This is a genomic window from Amaricoccus sp. (assembly GCF_047602525.1).
Taxonomy (GTDB): domain Bacteria; phylum Pseudomonadota; class Alphaproteobacteria; order Rhodobacterales; family Rhodobacteraceae; genus Amaricoccus.
The window spans coordinates 1,453,613-1,469,433 of record NZ_JASGHB010000001.1; the positions used below are offsets into that span (position 1 = coordinate 1,453,613).

The following is a 15,821-nucleotide window of genomic DNA, read 5'->3' on the forward strand; positions in this document are numbered from 1 at the left end:
GAGCGCCTAGATAGGCGCACAGGCGCGCCGCGGCAACTCCCCCTGAGCGTGTGCGTCCCCGGCTTCCGCCGAGATCACCTCGACCGTCGCGTGATCGAAGCCGAAGCGGTCCGCGAGCCGGGCCTTGACCTGCCGGCGGCTCTGCTCGGGATCGGCGCCGGCGACGAGCAGCGCCTCGAGCGTCACGACCGGGCGCTCCTCGCTGATCGACCAGGCGTGCAGGTGGCGCACCTCGCGCACTGCCGGCACCGCGGCGGCGAGGTCGCGGGCGATGGCGCCGGCGTCGAAGCCGGGCGGCGTGCCTTCGAGCAGGATATGACCGCTGTCGCGCACCACGCCCCAGGCGTGCCGCAGGATCAGTACCGAGACGAGCACCGAGAGGAGCGGGTCGATCGGTGTCCAGGCCGTGGCGAGGATCACCAGTCCGGCCACGATCGCGCCCACCGACCCGAGCAGGTCGCTCAGGACGTGCAGCACCGCCGCACGGACGTTGAGGTTGTTCCGATCGCCGCGCGACAGCACCCAGAACGACGCGAGATTGACGAGCAGTCCGAGGGACGCCACCACCAGCACCACCCCGCCTTCGACCGGCTGCGGGGTAGCGATCCGGCGGCCGGCCTCGATCACGATCCACCCGGCGACGACGAAGAGCGCGATGCCGTTGATGAACGCCGCCATCACCGACAGCCGGTCGAAGCCGTAGGTGCGTGTCCCGTCCGCCGGCCGGCGCGCCACCCGGAACGCGAGCCACGCCATCGCGAGCGCAGCGAAGTCGGTCGCCATGTGCCCGGCATCGGCGAGCAGCGTCAGCGAGCCGGCGACAAGGCCACCGGCGATCTCCACGAGCATGAAGCCGCCGGTGAGGAGCGCCGCGATGCCGATCGCCCGGGCGTTGCCGGCGTTCGCGACCGCGTGGTGGCTGTGGCCCGCGTGCCCATGCCCGCCGTGCCCATGCCCGCCGTGGTCGTGTCCGCCGTGGTCGTGCCCGCCGGGCCCATGGTCGTGGCGGTGCCCGCGGTCGGGATGGTCGTGGCCGCTCACGCCGGGCGTCGGGCGATGGCGGCGGCGATCAGCGCGTCGAAGTCGGCGGGATCGCGCACCGATGCGACCTCGGCCGCCTCGACCGTCACCCCCCAGCGGTCGGCCATCGCCTGATAGCGCGGCAGGCGGTGCGCCATCAGCGCGCGAAAGCCGTGCCGGATGAAGTCGTCGGGATCGACCGCGTCGCCGGCGATGCCCCGCTCGGCGCAATAGTCGTGCCAGAGCGAGGTCAGGAACCCCTCCGGGTAGTACATCGGCTTCGGCGCCCGGTCGAACCGGCGGCAGAGTTCCTCCAGGTCGGCCTCGGTGCCGCGGAACCAGACCGGCAGCGTGGCGCCCGAGAGGTCGACCAGCACCGGGTCGGCCGGATCCGTCGGGTCGACCACCTCGCAGAGCGAGCCCGACGTGTCGCAGACGAAGTGATCGTAGCCGTAGATCTCGCGCGCCTTGGCGATGAACGGCACCGCGTCGCGGGTGGCGGCGATCTCGGCGCCGCGGTGCTGGCGCTGGCGGCGCAGGTACTCGTCGAACGGGATGCCGCCCTTGTCCGGGTCGCCCGGCTTGCCGAGGTAGGTCGAGAGCGGCGCGAGGTTGTGGAAGGTGATGTTCGAGGCGATGAAGATCGAGTCCGACCGCAGCAGCTCGCGCAGGAAGCGGTTGCGCATCGCCTCGCGCTTGAAGTTGTCGACGATGTGCTCGCCCATGTAGCGGGTGCCGATGCGGAAATCGATGGAGTAGTGGAACCACTCCGCCTCCTCGCGCAGCATGGCGGCGATCCGGGTCTTGCCGAGCCCGGACATGCCGAAGAGCGAGACGCGCTTGTGCGCGGCGCCGAGCCACTCGTCGGGAGTCGCGTACATCATGGGGACCCTGCCTTCGGTCGTCATCCGCGCATGACCTAGCCGGGCGGCCGGCGCCGCGCAAGCCGTGCGCGCCAAGGGGCCGTCGCCTCACCCTCCGGTGAGCAGACGCAGCAAGGCATTGCAACCGCGACGTTTTGCCGCTCAATGGGAACCGTCGCCCCCGCGCGCCCCCGACAACGGCCGGAGCCAGAAGCCACCCCGTGTTCGTCTCGTTCTTCCCCAACCCGCCCAAGCTCTTCTTCTGGTCCGCCGCGATCTGGGCCGCCCTCGCGGTCGCCGGCTGGTATCTCGGCGGCGCGTCGCTCGGCGACGCCATCGGCCTCGCCGGCCCCTCCGACCCCGACCAGTTCGTCGGCGTCGCCCGCTTCTGGTCCGGGCCTTTCGTCTGGTTCTACCTCTACTACCTCGCGGCCGTCGGCCTCTTCGCCCTCGCCTGGCAACTCTACGCGCCGCACCCGTGGTGGCGCTGGTCGATCCTCGGCTCGGCGCTGATCCTCTTCACCACCTACTTCCAGGTGCAGGTCTCCGTCGCCATCAACGACTGGTACGGACCCTTCTACGACCTGATCCAGGCCGCTCTCGCCAAGAGCCGCCCGGTCGAGATCGGCGAGATCTACGCGGGCCTCTTGTCGTTCCTCACCATCGCCGTGGTCGCCGTCATCATCGGCGTGCTCTCGCTGTTCTTCATCAGCCACTATGTCTTCCGCTGGCGCACGGCGATGAACGACTACTACGTGAGCCACTGGCCCGCCCTGCGGAAGATCGAGGGCGCCTCCCAGCGTGTCCAGGAAGACACCATGCGGTTCGCCGACACCACCGAGTCCCTCGGCAGCAGCCTGCTCGACGCGATCATGACCCTGATCGCGTTCCTGCCGGTGCTCGTGCACCTCTCCGCCGGGATCACCGAGGTGCCGATCCTCGGCTCCATCCCCTATCCGCTGGTGACGGCAGCCCTGCTCTGGTCCGCCTTCGGCACCGGCTTTCTCGCCCTCGTCGGCGTGAAGCTCCCCGGCCTGCAGTTCCGCAACCAGCGGGTCGAGGCCGCCTACCGCAAGGAGCTGGTCTACGGCGAGGACGACCCCGCCCGCGCCGACCCGCTCGCCACGCGCGAACTCTTCGCCAACGTGCGACGCAACTACTTCCGGCTCTACTTCCACTACATGTATTTCAACGTCGCCCGGATCACCTACCTGCAGGTCGACAACCTCTTCGGCTACGTCGTGCTCGCCCCAGCCATCGTCGCAGGTGCCATCACGCTCGGCCTGCTCAACCAGATCCTGAACGCCCTCGGGCAGGTGCGCAACTCGTTCCAGTATCTCGTCAACTCGTGGACGACGGTGGTCGAGCTGCTCTCGATCTACAAGCGCCTGCGCGCGTTCGAGGCGACGATCCACGGCGACGTGCTGCCGAGCATCGACCGCGAGTTCATGGCGGCCGCGCGCGTGCGCGGCGGCGAGGCGCCCGCGGTCGACGGCTGAGGCGTCAGCCGACCGCCTGGGCGGCGCGCGGCTCGGCGCGGCGGCCGAGCGAGCCGCTGGCGGCGAGGCTGAGCGCGACGAGCGGCAGGCCGATGCCATAGGCCCAGCGGATGCCCCAGTGCTCGGCGACGAAGCCGAGCAGCGGCGGGCCGACCAGGAAGATCACGAACGAGATCTGCGCCAGCGCCGCGACGTTGATCGCCGCCGGCCGGTCGGTGCGCTGCGCCGCGGCCGACATGGCGAGCGGGAAGATCGCGCTCGTACCGACCCCGAGCAGCGCAAAGCCCGCGAGCGACAGCGCCGGCCAGGGCGACAGGAAGACCACGGCGATGCCGGCCGTCATCACCCCGATCAGGGTACGCGCCACGCCGGCCGGCGAGTAGTGCTCGACGAAGCCGTCGGCGAAGAACCGGCTCAGCGCCTGCGCCACCGCGAAGCTCGCGACGGCGAGGGCCGAGAGCCACGGCTCGGCGGCGAAGACGTTGCGCATGTAGATCGCCGACCAGTCGAGGCTCGCCCCCTCCATCAGCATCGCCGACAGCGTGACGGCGACGAGAACGAGGATCGCGGCCGTCGGCCGGGCAAAGGTCGGCGCCGCCGTGCCCGTGCCCTCGCCCGCGCGCTTCGGCGCGGGACGATAGCCGCCGAACACCGCCAGCGTCGCCAGCGCCACCACCGGCACGGCCAGCGCCAGATGTGCCTGCGGCGACAGGCCGCTCTGCGCGATGATCCCGCCGACGATGCCCGCACCGAAGAACCCGAAGCTCCAGAACGAATGCGCGCGGTTCATGATCCGCCGGCCGATCAGCGCCTCGGTCCGGTCGGCCTCGACGTTCACGATCACCTCGATGCAGCCGATGGTGATCCCCGCCGGCAGCAGCAGCAGGAACAGCACGCCCGGGTTCGGCGCCCAGGACGCGGCGGCGAAGCTCGCGGCGATGAGCGGCAGGAAGACGAGGATCGCCCGGCGATAGCCCATGCGTTCGAGCAGCGGCGGCGCGAAGGTGAGCGACAGCAGCGTCCCGACCGGTGTGCCGATCAGCCCGAGCCCGAGCGCCCCCTCGCCCACGCCCATCTCGGCCTGGATGTCCGGCAGGCGCGGAAAGATGCTGGCGAGCGCAAAGGCATAGATCGCGAATCCCGCAAACACCTGCCGCTCCGGCGGCAGCCCCAGTCCCGCACGCATGTCCGTCGTCTCCTCTCCGATTTTTGCCGGTGATTGCACAACCGACGAAAACATGCAAGAACGTGCACGAACAGGAAGAGAGCGCCTTCTGACCGCATGTTGACCGAGGAACGCCACCGCATCATCCGCGCCCGCCTCGTGTCGGACGGGCGCGTGCTTGCCGCGGATCTCGCCAGCGCGTTCGGCGTGTCGGAGGACACCGTGCGCCGCGACCTGCGCGAGCTGGCGCGCGCCGGCGCCTGCCGCCGCGTCTACGGCGGCGCCCTGCCGCTCGCGCCCGACCTCGGCCCGGCCCCGGTCCGCGCCCGCCTCGCCCCCGCGGAAAAGGCGGCGCTCGCCGCCGCTGCGGTGCAACTGATCGCGCCGGGCGCCACGGTGTTCATCGACGCAGGCACCACCAACGCCGCCGTCGCCGCGGCGATCCCGCCGAGCCTTTCGCTCACGGTCGCCACCAACTGTCTCGCGGTCGCCGGCACGCTGTCCCGGCATCCCGGCGTGCGCCTGCTGTTGCTCGGCGGCCGCTACGACCCGGCGAAGGACGCCTGCGTCGGCAGCGACACGGTCGACGCGGTGCGGCGGCTGCGCGCCGACCTGTGCTTCCTCGGCGCCTGCGGCCTCGACGCCCACCTCGGCGCCACCGCGCAGGACCCCGCCGAGGCCGAGGTGAAGCGCGCCATGGCCGCCGCCAGCCGTCGCCTCGCCGTGGCCGCCACTACCGACAAGCTCGGCACCGCCGCCGCCTTCGCCGTCGCCGCGCCGGAGGCGATCGGCGATCTCGTCGTCTCGCCCGACGCCCCGGCCGAGACCCTCACGGCGTTCGCGCGCCTCGGCACTGTCATTCACCGCGCCTGATCGGCGCGACCCGACGTGCGCCTCAGCGGCCGACCGTGATGGTCAGGTCATAGCGCAAAGCGCCGTCCGGGCTCACGTCCCACGACCGGCGGTAGACGAAGGTGAGCGTGGTGACGCCCGGCGCGCGTCCCGCGTAAGCGAAGCAGGCGGGAATGGTGACGCCGACGCGGGCATCGCCCTCGGCCCGGGCCGCGGCGCAACGGGCGGTCTGCGTCTCGAGGATCGCCCCATCCGCCGGCCGCGCCTCCCAGGCATAGCCCGTGCCGGCCTGCCCCGGCAGCACCACGAGCAGCGGCTCGCCGATCGCAAGCGAGGCGCTGCCGGCGACGACGCCCGTCTCGGTCGGCGACAGATCCGGCTGAACCACGCCCGCCCCGGCCGGGCCGGTGGCCAGAAGCAGCACCGAAAGGGCGAGAGCGCGCGGCATGGCGTCAGCCTAGCAGGCGGGCGCCATGCCGCAAAGCGTCCCGCGACGTCAGGCGGGGACGCCGGTCATCTTGTGCAGCTGCGCCACCGCCCCGTCGTCGAGGCCGAGGGCCGCGGCGAGCTCCCGCAGATACGCCCGCTCCTGCTCGGTATCGACGTCGATGGCGAGGATCGACGCCGCATAGACCTGCGCCGCCTGCGCCGGATCGCGGGCATCAGCCGCCAGCGCGGCGATGTCGAGCGGCTTGGCCATCTCCTCGAGGACGAACTGCTTCTCCGCCGGGGTCACGTCGTCGGCCGCGATCTTGCCGATGATCTTCTGCATCTCGGCCTGGTCGATCTGGCCGTCGGCCTTGGCGGCGGAGATCATCGCGCGGAGCGCCAGCTTCTCGCTCTCCGGTCCGGTCAGCGCCCGCACCTCGCTCTCGGCGACCGGCGCGGCCTCCGCGGCGCCACCGTCGGCGGCGGCGCGATTGGCCTGCGCCGCCCGCAGCGCGTTGATCGCCAGCGTGCCGAGGATCGCCATGGCGCCGCCCCGCGCCGCCCCGCCCAGCCCGCCGCCGCCGAGGATCGCTCCGGCGAGCGCGCCGATGCCGCCGACCTGCGCCCCGGAGAGCCCGCCCACCTGCTCGCTGCGGGCGAAGTCGCGGGCCCGGTCGCCGATGCCCTGCGCCGTCCCGCCGAGCGCGCCGGTGTCGATGCCGGCGCCCTGCAGCATACCCTGCAGCTGGCCGAGCATCCCGCCCAGCCCGCCGCCCGGGCCGTCGAGGTTGTTCGCGGTGGTCTGCAGCCGATCGCGGGTCTGGGTCTGGCCGCCCAGCCCCTGCTGCATGATCTGGCCGAGAATGTCGCCGAAGCTCATGTCGTTGTCCCTCCCTGTGCGCCGCGCGCCGGCGAAGTCTAGGCGGTTGGGGAACTTTCGTCACGCGCTTCCGCGCGGGCAGCGCTCAGGGCGCGACCCCGCCCGTGCCGCCCACCCGGCGCGCGCGCCAGGCCCCCGGCGGGACGCCGTTCGCGGCGCGGAACGCCCGTGAAAAGTGGCTCGCGCTGGAGAAGCCGGTGGCGAAGGCGACCTCGGCCAGCGAGAGCGGGCTCTGCTCCAGCAGCCGCGCCGCCTGGTCGAGGCGCAGGCGCAGGTAGGCCGCGGTCCACGTGGTGCCGAGCTCGGCCGCAAACAGCCGGTCGAGGTGGCGCGGGCTCACCCCGGCGCTGCGGGCGATCGCGGCACGCGGCAGCGGCGCCTCGACCGTCGCCTCCATCCGCCCGAGCGCGGCCAGCAGCGCGGGGTGATGCGTGCGGTATCGCTCGGCCGCGCTGGCCCGTTGCGGCGCGCCGGGCTCGGCGACGGCGGTGTGCAGATACCAGTCGCTGACCCGCCGCGCGAAGCCCGCCCCCATCCGCTCGGCGATGAGCGCGTGCATCATGTCGAGCGGCGCCACCCCGCCGCCGCAGGTGATGCGGTTGCCGTCGATGACGTAGCGTGCCGGGCGCGGCACCGCCTCGGGATACGCCTCCGCCAGCGCCGGAGCGTGCTCCCAGTGCAGGGTGAAGTCGCGCCCGTCGAGCAGACCGGCCGCCGCGAGCAGGTAGGCCCCGCCCGAGATGCCGCCGAGCCGCACCCCGCGGCGGGCGAGCCGGCGCAGGATCGGCGCCACCTCCGCCACGCGCCAGTCGCCGGGCCCGCCACCGGCGCAGACGAAAAGCGTGTGCAGATCCGGCGCCGGCGGCGCCGCGCAGGGCACCGCGAGCCCGTTCGACGCCCTGACGGCGGCCCCGTCGGCCGAGAAGTCGCTGACCCGGTAGAGCGGCACCCCGGAGAGCAGGTTCGCCGCCCGGAGCGGCTCGGTCGCCGCCGCGTAGGACATGAGCGCAAAGCGCGGCAGCAGCAGGAAGCCGAAATGCTGGGTGGTCTTCGGATCACGGTCGGCCATGCCGCATTCCAGCACCCAAAGTCGGCCCACGGCAATCCCCGCCCACCGGGACGAGAGGCGGGATCACCGGATCGTTCGGCCCGACGCTCGCCACGTCCCCCCGGCGAAAGCCCTCCCGCCGCCAGGCCGCCCCGATGCCAAGCCGCCCCGATGCCAAGCCGCCCCGATGCCGAGCGGCGGCGCAACGCCCGCGCGCAACGCTGCAACCCAGCCCGAAGACCGCACGGGAGACCGCGCCGGCGGCCATCCGATCCCCCGCACGGGCCGCTCTCTCCTCACGTGTCAGCCGCGTTCTTCCAGCGCCGGACGCCTCTTGACGCCCCCCCGCCCCTCCCGTAAAGACCCGCGCGTTGGCGGAGTAGCTCAGCTGGTTAGAGCAGCGGAATCATAATCCGCGTGTCGGGGGTTCAAGTCCCTCCTCCGCTACCACCAGCCCCCCCACCCTGTTTGGTACATCGCCCGTCAGCGCCTCGAGCCAAGCGATTACCTCGACGATCGCCGCATTGGCGCCCGCCGGCGGATGGACGATGACCCGCGCCACGATCCGGCGCAGGCAGGCGATCGTCTCCGCATCGAATGCCGGGTCGGGCGCCGCCAAGCGCGAGCCGAGAGCCTCGAGTGTTCGGCCATAGCGTGCGACCGCGTCAGGGTGGAGCTTCGACCACCGGCACAGCCGTTGCCGCCTCGGCGAGCCTCCCTTTCGCCGCCGTCAGCGAGGCCTGCAGGTCGGCGATCTGCCTCTCCGCGGTCTCGCCGTCGATTACGCTGCGTGTGTAGAGGCCGAGCATCCGGTCGAGCTGGCCCGAGATGGTGGCGACCTCGCGCTCAAGAGCCGTCCTGTCGCGGGTCGCGGCCGCGATCGATGATCGGCGCGCCTCCCGATAGTGATGCAGGTATGCCCGCAGGGCCTCCGGGTGGGCGAGCTGCTCCCGCAGGCGCTCGATGATGGCTCTTTCGATCCGGTCGAGCCGGTAGCGCCCGCCGTTGTCGCAGGCGCCGCTCTCCTTGGCGGTCGAGCACCTGATCCGGACCGCAGAGCCCGATCGGTCGTGCAGTGCCATGCCGCCTCCGCAGACGCCGCAGCGCAGGAGCCCGGAGAACGGTCGCTTCGGCCGCATGTCGCGGCGCTCGGCGTGCAGGTGGCTCTTCGCCGCCTTCCGCCCTTGCACGGCGTTCCAGGTCTCGGGATCCACAATAGCCAGGTGGGTCGCCTCAGCGCTCTGCCACTCGCTCTCAGGGTTCACGCGGCTGATCCTGCGGCCGGTGTCCGGATCGCGCACCATGGTCACCCGGTTCCAGACGATCCGCCCACGGTAGAGCGAGTTCAGCAGGATGCCGTAGCCTCGCTCGGCATTGCCGTTGATCGTGCTGGCGTTCCAGCGTGCGCCGCGTGGCGGCGGCACGCCTTCGGCGTTTAGCGACCCGGCGATTTCGCGGGGCACTCTGCCGGAGATGTACTCCCGAAAGATGCGGCGGATCACCTCCGCCTCGTGCTCGACAATCTCGAGCTCGCCCGGGCGGCCGGGAACAGGACGGTAGCCGTAGGCCCGGCCTCCGGCGTTCCTGCCGTCGCGGATTACCCCCTTCATCCCGCGCCGGACCTTGTGCTTCAGGTCGCGCAAGAAGAGCTTCTCCGACGAGGCCCCGGATACCGATCTGGATCGAATCCGCCTTGCCCTCGTGGACAGCGAGGATGTCGATGCGGGCGAACGTCAGCCGCTTATAGATGCCCGCCAGGTCCTCTTGGTCGCGGCTGATACGATCGATCGCCTCGACGAGCACCACGTCGAACTTACCGGCGCGAGCATCCTCCATCAGCCGCAGCATTCCGTCGCGGCCTGTGAGCGAGGCCGACGTGCGCGCCCGGTCGGAATAGACCGCGGTGACGATCAATCCAGAGCGTGCGGCATGTTCCCGGCATAGTGCCACCTGATCGTCAATGGATCGGTCGGACTGCAGGTCGGTCGAGAAGCGGGCGTAGACCGCGGCCCTTCTTGGCATCCTGTCTCCCCCGCCGAATCGGCGGCATTATCGCGGCGAGCGTCAGCGCGCGCCAATGCGGCTATTAGGTCGAGAAGCAGCGGATCGAGCCCGGGGAACGTGGCGTGCTTTGTCATCGCGCTTTCAGCTCGTCACTGGAAAATGGCGTGAATGCCCGCAGCGCCTCGATTGCGGCGTCATGTCGGGCGATCGCCGCATGGATGCGGTGGTTCACCACAGGGCAGTCGATCAACGCCGCGCGTGCGAGCAGGAGTTCGGCGATAGCGGCCTTCGCGTCGGCCAATTCCTGAGCGGTCTCGCGGGTCACGTCGGATTTCTTCATCACACCACCTCGCGTTCGGCTTGGAAGGCGAGGTCAGCGCAGTTCGCCGCCACCAGCGCCGATGCGAGGGGTGGGCAGACGGAATTTCCACACGCCCGGCCCTGGGCGTCCAGCGTGAGCCGGACGGGCTCGCCATCGGCGCCGATGCCCTCCTCGATCGCGTAGTCGGCTGGGAAGCCCTGCGCGAGGAACCGCTCCCACGGCGTCAGCATCCGCATTCCGATGTCGACGATGGCGTAGGTCGCGCCGTCGATCTCGATGGTGACGAGGCCCATGCGGTCCCGCGTCGTGTCAGTGTGCATCGGCTCGTCGAGCCGCGCGCCGTCGCCGGTGCCATAGTATTTGGTGAGGAAGGCGGCGACGAGGCCTGCCTTTCCGGCGCCGCCGGCGGTGATCGTCCCGACCGGATCGTCAACGGTCGAGCCGATAGAGTTGCCGAACTGGCGTGTGATATGCGCCGCTATCAGCCCGGCATGGTTGCCGCCCGCAGTCACGGTGCGCGCTGGCTCGTCGACGGCGGCGCAGGTCTTGTTCGTGCCGCGCAGGTTCATCAGGCTCGCCGCAACGACCTGCTGCTGCGCACCGGCGGCGGTGACGGTCGAGATCGGCGCATCGACCTCGCGCCCGGAGATGCCCCCGTTGCGAGGCCCCGCATTGTGCTGGGCCAAGAAGGTGGCCACGACCGCGTGCTTCGACCCGCCCGCGACCTGGGTGCCGATCGGTGCCTCGATTTCGAGGGAGCGCGGCGCCTGCCCAGGACGCTCGCCGTATCCGGTCTGCACCATCGTCGCAGCGACGAGCGTGTTCTGATCCTTGGGCGAGGCGCAGAGGGTGTGCAGCGGCGCGTCGGCCGGGCGGTTGCCTCCGCCCTGCTGGGCGTAGCTGATGATCGGCGTGACGATCGCATGCTGCCGACCACCGCTCGTCTGCGTCCCGAGCGGCTCGTCGATCGGATAGTCCCGGCGCCCGCCGCTATCGCCGTGCGCGACGGAGACGATGAACGGCCGCGGGCTGTCGACGACGTAGCGCATGATCCCGCGGGCGATCCGCCGCAGCGTGGCGTCGGCGAGAGGCCGCTTCGCGCGCAGCCCGTGCTTCGCCATGATCTCGGCCGGTGTCTCGAAGATGCTCGGGCACGGCAGTGACCAGTCGATGCACTCGGCCGCTGTGCGCCAAGCCAGGAGCTTGCCGCGCTTCACCGCGTCGCTCTTCGGATCGCCATGCGTCGGCTTCGGCCAGACTATCGGGTTGCCGTCCGACCGGGCGATGACGAAGAGCCGCTTGCGGATCGTCGGCGCGCCGTAATCGCAGGCCCGCAGCTCGCGCCACTGGACCTTGTAACCGGCCGCATTCAGGCGCTTGATCCATGCCTCGTAGGTGACGCCGCAGAACTCCTTCACGGGCCGGCCGTCCTCGCCCACCGGGCCCCAGCCGCGGAATTCCTCGACGTTCTCGAGGATGATGACCCGCGGCTTCGTCGCCCGCGGCAGCTCGGCCCAGCGGCAGACGACCCACGAGAGATCTCGGATGTTGCGGTCTACCAGCGCCGCGCCTTTCGCCTTGGAGAAGTGGGTGCAGGTTGGCGAGGCCCACAGCAGGCCGATCTTTCGTCCGGCGGCGACCGCCGCGGGGTCGACGCCCCAGATGTCCGTTGTCAGGTGGACGGTCTCCGGGTGGTTCGCCCGGTGCAGCGCGATCGCGTTGGCGTCGTGGTTGATCGCCACGTCGGGCGATCGGCCGAGGGCAAGCTCGATCCCGGTCGAGGCGCCGCCGCCGCCGGCGAAGCTGTCGACGATGATCTCGTCGTGGACGTTGTCGGTCACTGGGGAGTTTCCGTGGCCTGCAGCATCAGCGCGAGTGCCACATCGCTGACTTGGTCCAGCATCGCGTGCATCTGCTCCGGAGTGCGCTCGATCATGTGCCCGGAGAGCGCGGCCGCTGTGGTCATCGCGACGAACGTCAGTCGCGGGTCGCCGCCGAGGGCGACGTGCGTGGCGTACATGGCCTGCATCGCCGCCAGCCCGATTTTCGGGTGGGCCGGATCGTCGATCGTCATGCTCCGCTCCAGTTCCAGAAGCCCTGTGCTCCACGGGCAGGCACGGGCGGCTCAAGTGGCCGCACCTCGGTCAGCGGCCATGCCCAGTTGAAGTGCTCGCGGCGGTCGCTGTCGTTCCGCTCGATCCCGAGCGCCGGCAGGCCCGAGCTGGCGTGGATAGGTTCGCCGATGACCGCGGTGCAGACGATCGCGCCGAACCAGAGCGCCTCCGGGTGCTCGAGGATGGGCAGCGCCTTGTCGTCGAAGAGCCCGGCCAGTCGGCCCTTGCCGCCACGGCAGATCAGCCGGAGCTGGTCGATCTCGCCCGGCTTCGGCTTGCGCGCCCCGGCGTGGATCGCGATCCGCTGGCCGATGATCCACGCCGGGGCCGGCCAGCTGCGGAATTCGTAGGGCTTCGCGCCGGCGGCGATCAGGGACGCCCATGGCTGCCAGACGGTCAGGGCCTTCACGACCGCGCCTCCGGCATGTCGTTGTGCTCGCGGCCGTCGAGGAGGCGGCCGGCGGCGGCCTTGCCGACCGGGAATGTCAGGGCGGAACCCGGAGCGAAGACGTCGCGCACGTTGGCGTCGTCGCCCGGCGACACGAAGCTGGTGCCGTCCCAACGCCGGGTGCGGCTGAAGCCGGCCATCGGTATCGGCGGGGAAATCTCGCCATCGCGGCCGACCTCCACCGCGAGCCACGCGCCATTCTGCTTGTGCAGGTAGGCAACCCCAGCGGCGGCGCAGTCGTCCCGGACTCGCCGGAACCAGTCCGGATGCGACGGCCTAGCGTGCCGGCCGCTCTCGCCGCCCGTGATGACCCAGTCGAGGTGCGTCTCCCGGGGGGCGCAGCAGGTGCAGATGCCTTCGGCGCGGAACCGGCAGCCGCTATCGTGCATCCACGGCGCCAAGTCGGCCGGCCCGAGCGCGGGCTCGTAGGAGACGAAGTGAACCGCCGCCGGCGCTGCGACGAGGTGCGGCAGGCGCTCGTCGACCGTCCGCTGGTCCTCAATGCTGGTGCCCAGCCAGACGTTCGGCAGATTCGATCCCCCGTAGGTGGCGAGGGTCTTGCCCGGCGGAATGTGCGCCATGTGCCGCGCATGATGCTCGACGCGACCCCATGGGCCGAAGCCGCCGTCGGCGGTCAGATACTCGTGCGCCCGCGCCGGCCGCTTCGTGAGCACCTGGAACGTATGCTGCGGCGCCAGCGCCATGACGGCGAACACCCGGTCGATCCACTCGTTGGGCACGCTCTCGTGGAAGAGGTCGGAGTGCGCGCAGACGAAGATCTTCCGCGGGCGGCGCCAGCGCAGCGGCTGGTCGAGCCACTGCTCGTTGAACCGGACCTCGCCCGTGAATTTCGCCTCGCCGGCGGCGTTCTTGCGGGCCAGTCCGGCGCGGCTCGGGTGGTTGCGCAGGCGCGTCGTCGCGAGTTCGGCAGCATAGCAGTTGCGGCACCCGTCGCTGACCAAGGTGCATCCCGTGATCGGGTTCCAAGTCGCGTCGGTCCACTCGATCGACGATTGCTCCGCCATCAGATCAACCCCATCTTCAGGAGGAGCCCTTCCGGCGCGGTCACCTTGACGACCACGCCGCGCTCCAGCGCGAGCGCCTCGTTCTCCGGCTCGACTTCGACCGCCGAGATGGGCAGCCAGATGTCGGGACCGTTTTCCACCTCGCGGATACAGACGCCGAGGGGCGTCTCGGCCTGGTAGATCGCGGCGATTTCGGCGATTGCGGTCATGCGCGCCTCGCCAGCGATTGGACGATCGCGTTCGCCTCGTCCGCCCCCTCCGTCGCCGGCTCGGCCGGCGGAACCTCGGGGGTGGTCTCCTGAGCCTCGGTGGTCTCGGTCTGGGCTTCGTCCTGCATGCTGGTCTCCTTGCTGGTTTGCCGGCCTCTGGCCGGGTCGAGGGACGCCCTCGGCGGGCTGCTCCTCGCGGGAGCGGCCGGCGAAGGGCGTCAGCGGATCGCCGGCGGCGGGCTGGCGGTCATGGGCCGAGCGTCGCGATGCAGACGTCGACCTGGTGGGCGCAGCGGCGCAGCTCTGCCGCGCGGTCGGCGGCGACGAAGATGTTGCCGACCAGCCATGCGAGGCCGATGAGGCCGGAGATGCCGATGGCGGTGCGGAGGGCTGCCATCGTCAGGCCCCGTCACAAAGGGTGGCCATCGCCACGTCATGCAGTGGCTCCGGAGCGTCGATCAGCGCGAGCTTGAACAAGGTCGCCGTCGCCTCGGTCGGCATCGTCCGCCGCACCTGGTCATTGACGTGCCATGCAAGAGCCGTCGCGATGAGAACCGGGCTGAAGCCGGCGACGGCCATCTCGGCGACGACGGCTTCGACCATGGAGAGCGCCTTTTCGACATTGGCCGAGGTGATTTCCGTCCCGGAGACCATCGTCAGTGTCCCCGCCGGCAGGCGCCGCGACCGACGGCGAAGATGTCGCCAGACCGCCACTTGCGGCTCTTCTGCTCGAAGAAGGCGACGAAGCGCTGGCCGGCGGCGGCGAGCTTGATCCGCAGATTGTGCACGGTGCCCGTCGCCTCGCGGGCACCGATCTCGTAGGCGCCGAGCGTGCCCCAGACGCCGTGTTCGTCCCGGCCGCGAACGGTCACCTTGAAGCCCGTCGTCGGCCGCTGATCCCACGCGTCGACGAGCGAGAGCCACGCCGTCGTGCTGCCGGGTTCGGCCCGGCCGGAGTAACGCAGGCCGCTGATGCCGCCGGAGTTGACGTAGGCACCGCCCGCGCGATCGCCGGAGTTGAACTGGTTGTTCGGCGTCTCGCCGGAGCGCTCGTGCACGCTGCAGCCCCAGGCACCGCACCGTCCGGAGCGGATGAAGTCCTCGGTCTTCGGTGCGACGATCTCCATGCCGTTGGGCAGGGTCAGCACCTCCGAGAGGGCGCCGGTGCCGGCAACGACGGGGCCGCAGGCGCACAGCGCCACGGCAAACGCAACGCGGCTTACCATGATGGAAAGACTTTCTGCCGAGGATCGGGCCGCCTCGGCTCGGCTGGGGGGGTCGAGTTCTAGTCGCCGGAGCCGGAGCCGTAGCCGTCGCCGGAGCCGTAGCCGTAGCCGTAGCCGTAGCCGGAGCCGGAGCCGGAGCCGGAGCCGGAGCCGTAGCCGGAGCCGGAGCCGTAGCCGTAGCCGGAGCCGGAGCCGTAGCCGGAGCCGTAGCCGGAGCCGGAGCCGTAGCCGGAGCCGGAGCCGTAGCCGGAGCCGGAGCCGGAGCCGTCGCCGGAGCCGTCGCCGGAGCCGTCGCCGGAGCCGTCGCCGTAGCCGGAGCCGTCGCCGTAGCCGGAGCCGTAGCCGTAGCCGTCGCCGTCAGACGCGGTAGACATCGGCGCTCTCGATGGTCGCCCGGGCTACGTCGGTCGCGGGGATGATTTCGATGGCCTCGGTCAGGATGATCGAGGGCAGCGTCTCGCAAACGCGAGACTTGCTGGCGTTGATACCGGCGGTGGCCACCTCGCTGAGGCTGATACCGCGGTCGGCCGTGTGCCAGCGCCACAGGCGGCGGGCGTTGCGCAGCTCGACCTCGCGGCCGTCGCGGCGCATCAGCTCCCCGGCGTGGACGCCGGCGGAGTAGGTGCGGATGATGACATAGTCGGACACCGTTCTTGTCTCCTTCTGCCGAGGACTGTGCCGCCTCGGCTCGGCTGGGGGACTGACCTCGGCGCTGCC

21 protein-coding genes, 1 tRNA gene and 1 pseudogene are annotated in these 15,821 nt (G+C 71.1%); 3 read left to right on the forward strand and 20 right to left on the reverse strand.

Annotated elements, in window-relative coordinates:
* Window positions 1-6: 6 nt before the first annotated feature.
* The gene (locus QM699_RS07600) at window positions 7-1,041 is read right to left on the reverse strand and encodes a cation diffusion facilitator family transporter (protein WP_415010561.1); all 1,035 of its coding nucleotides are present in this window, start codon (window positions 1,039-1,041) and stop codon (window positions 7-9) included.
* The gene (locus QM699_RS07605; protein ID WP_415010562.1) at window positions 1,038-1,904 is read right to left on the reverse strand and encodes an ATPase; all 867 of its coding nucleotides are present in this window, start codon (window positions 1,902-1,904) and stop codon (window positions 1,038-1,040) included. Before QM699_RS07605 ends, QM699_RS07600 begins: the two co-directional genes overlap by 4 nt.
* A 200-nt stretch (window positions 1,905-2,104) precedes the next feature.
* Here QM699_RS07605 and sbmA point away from each other — a divergent pair, with 200 nt between their 5' ends.
* Complete coding sequence (gene sbmA, locus QM699_RS07610) at window positions 2,105-3,382, forward strand: peptide antibiotic transporter SbmA (protein ID WP_415010563.1); 1,278 nt, start codon at window positions 2,105-2,107, stop codon at window positions 3,380-3,382.
* 4 nt (window positions 3,383-3,386) lie between these two features.
* On the opposite strand, the gene QM699_RS07615 is transcribed toward sbmA, so the two are convergent.
* Window positions 3,387-4,568 (reverse strand): MFS transporter, encoded by a 1,182-nt coding sequence (locus tag QM699_RS07615; RefSeq protein ID WP_415010564.1) that lies wholly within the window; start codon window positions 4,566-4,568, stop codon window positions 3,387-3,389.
* A gap of 99 nt (window positions 4,569-4,667) precedes the next feature.
* On the opposite strand from QM699_RS07615, the gene QM699_RS07620 reads away from it, so the two are divergent.
* Window positions 4,668-5,420: a DeoR/GlpR family DNA-binding transcription regulator gene (locus QM699_RS07620; RefSeq protein ID WP_415010565.1), complete on the forward strand. Its 753-nt coding sequence runs from the start codon at window positions 4,668-4,670 to the stop codon at window positions 5,418-5,420.
* Between the two features lie 22 nt (window positions 5,421-5,442).
* On the opposite strand, the gene QM699_RS07625 is transcribed toward QM699_RS07620, so the two are convergent.
* The 3 genes from QM699_RS07625 to QM699_RS07635 all read right to left on the reverse strand — a co-directional run bounded on the left by QM699_RS07625 (window position 5,443) and on the right by QM699_RS07635 (window position 7,807).
* The gene (locus QM699_RS07625; protein WP_415010566.1) at window positions 5,443-5,847 is read right to left on the reverse strand and encodes a protease inhibitor I42 family protein; all 405 of its coding nucleotides are present in this window, start codon (window positions 5,845-5,847) and stop codon (window positions 5,443-5,445) included.
* Between the two features lie 48 nt (window positions 5,848-5,895).
* Window positions 5,896-6,708, reverse strand: a complete 813-nt coding sequence (locus QM699_RS07630) for a DUF533 domain-containing protein (RefSeq protein ID WP_415010567.1) — start codon at window positions 6,706-6,708, stop codon at window positions 5,896-5,898.
* Window positions 6,709-6,793: 85 nt separating this feature from the next.
* Window positions 6,794-7,807 carry a GlxA family transcriptional regulator gene (locus QM699_RS07635; RefSeq protein WP_415010568.1) on the reverse strand — a complete coding sequence of 338 codons (1,014 nt, stop codon included), beginning with the start codon at window positions 7,805-7,807 and terminating at the stop codon, window positions 6,794-6,796.
* A gap of 322 nt (window positions 7,808-8,129) precedes the next feature.
* On the opposite strand from QM699_RS07635, the gene QM699_RS07640 reads away from it, so the two are divergent.
* Window positions 8,130-8,206, forward strand: a tRNA-Met gene (locus tag QM699_RS07640).
* A 215-nt stretch (window positions 8,207-8,421) separates the two neighbouring features.
* Here QM699_RS07640 and QM699_RS07645 read toward each other — a convergent pair.
* The 14 genes and pseudogenes from QM699_RS07645 to QM699_RS07710 all read right to left on the reverse strand — a co-directional run bounded on the left by QM699_RS07645 (window position 8,422) and on the right by QM699_RS07710 (window position 15,752).
* Entirely contained in the window at window positions 8,422-9,399 is a 978-nt protein-coding gene (locus QM699_RS07645; protein ID WP_415010569.1) for a recombinase family protein, read from the reverse strand.
* Window positions 9,400-9,511: 112 nt separating this feature from the next.
* Window positions 9,512-9,778, reverse strand: a pseudogene (locus tag QM699_RS07650) (recombinase family protein); the annotation flags it as partial.
* A 112-nt stretch (window positions 9,779-9,890) separates the two neighbouring features.
* The gene (locus QM699_RS07655; RefSeq protein WP_415010570.1) at window positions 9,891-10,100 is read right to left on the reverse strand and encodes a hypothetical protein; all 210 of its coding nucleotides are present in this window, start codon (window positions 10,098-10,100) and stop codon (window positions 9,891-9,893) included.
* Window positions 10,100-11,923, reverse strand: coding sequence for a DNA cytosine methyltransferase (locus tag QM699_RS07660; RefSeq protein WP_415010571.1), 1,824 nt, complete (start codon window positions 11,921-11,923; stop codon window positions 10,100-10,102). Before QM699_RS07660 ends, QM699_RS07655 begins: the two co-directional genes overlap by 1 nt.
* Window positions 11,920-12,156: a hypothetical protein gene (locus QM699_RS07665; protein ID WP_415010572.1), complete on the reverse strand. Its 237-nt coding sequence runs from the start codon at window positions 12,154-12,156 to the stop codon at window positions 11,920-11,922. Before QM699_RS07665 ends, QM699_RS07660 begins: the two co-directional genes overlap by 4 nt.
* On the reverse strand, window positions 12,153-12,605 hold the full coding sequence (locus tag QM699_RS07670; RefSeq protein ID WP_415010573.1) for a hypothetical protein: 453 nt from the start codon (window positions 12,603-12,605) through the stop codon (window positions 12,153-12,155). The genes QM699_RS07665 and QM699_RS07670 overlap by 4 nt, the downstream gene beginning before the upstream one ends.
* Window positions 12,602-13,669, reverse strand: coding sequence for a DUF5131 family protein (locus tag QM699_RS07675; RefSeq protein WP_415010574.1), 1,068 nt, complete (start codon window positions 13,667-13,669; stop codon window positions 12,602-12,604). Before QM699_RS07675 ends, QM699_RS07670 begins: the two co-directional genes overlap by 4 nt.
* Entirely contained in the window at window positions 13,669-13,878 is a 210-nt protein-coding gene (locus tag QM699_RS07680) for a hypothetical protein (RefSeq protein ID WP_415010575.1), read from the reverse strand. The genes QM699_RS07675 and QM699_RS07680 overlap by 1 nt, the downstream gene beginning before the upstream one ends.
* Window positions 13,875-14,006, reverse strand: a complete 132-nt coding sequence (locus QM699_RS07685) for a hypothetical protein (RefSeq protein WP_415010576.1) — start codon at window positions 14,004-14,006, stop codon at window positions 13,875-13,877. Before QM699_RS07685 ends, QM699_RS07680 begins: the two co-directional genes overlap by 4 nt.
* Window positions 14,007-14,125: 119 nt before the next feature.
* Entirely contained in the window at window positions 14,126-14,275 is a 150-nt protein-coding gene (locus QM699_RS07690) for a hypothetical protein (protein WP_415010577.1), read from the reverse strand.
* Between the two features lie 2 nt (window positions 14,276-14,277).
* On the reverse strand, window positions 14,278-14,532 hold the full coding sequence (locus QM699_RS07695; RefSeq protein WP_415010578.1) for a hypothetical protein: 255 nt from the start codon (window positions 14,530-14,532) through the stop codon (window positions 14,278-14,280).
* Window positions 14,533-14,534: 2 nt separating this feature from the next.
* Window positions 14,535-15,104, reverse strand: a complete 570-nt coding sequence (locus tag QM699_RS07700) for a hypothetical protein (protein WP_415010579.1) — start codon at window positions 15,102-15,104, stop codon at window positions 14,535-14,537.
* A gap of 59 nt (window positions 15,105-15,163) precedes the next feature.
* Window positions 15,164-15,478 (reverse strand): hypothetical protein, encoded by a 315-nt coding sequence (locus QM699_RS07705; protein WP_415010580.1) that lies wholly within the window; start codon window positions 15,476-15,478, stop codon window positions 15,164-15,166.
* Window positions 15,462-15,752 (reverse strand): DUF6948 domain-containing protein, encoded by a 291-nt coding sequence (locus QM699_RS07710; RefSeq protein WP_415010581.1) that lies wholly within the window; start codon window positions 15,750-15,752, stop codon window positions 15,462-15,464. Before QM699_RS07710 ends, QM699_RS07705 begins: the two co-directional genes overlap by 17 nt.
* Window positions 15,753-15,821 lie beyond the last annotated feature (69 nt).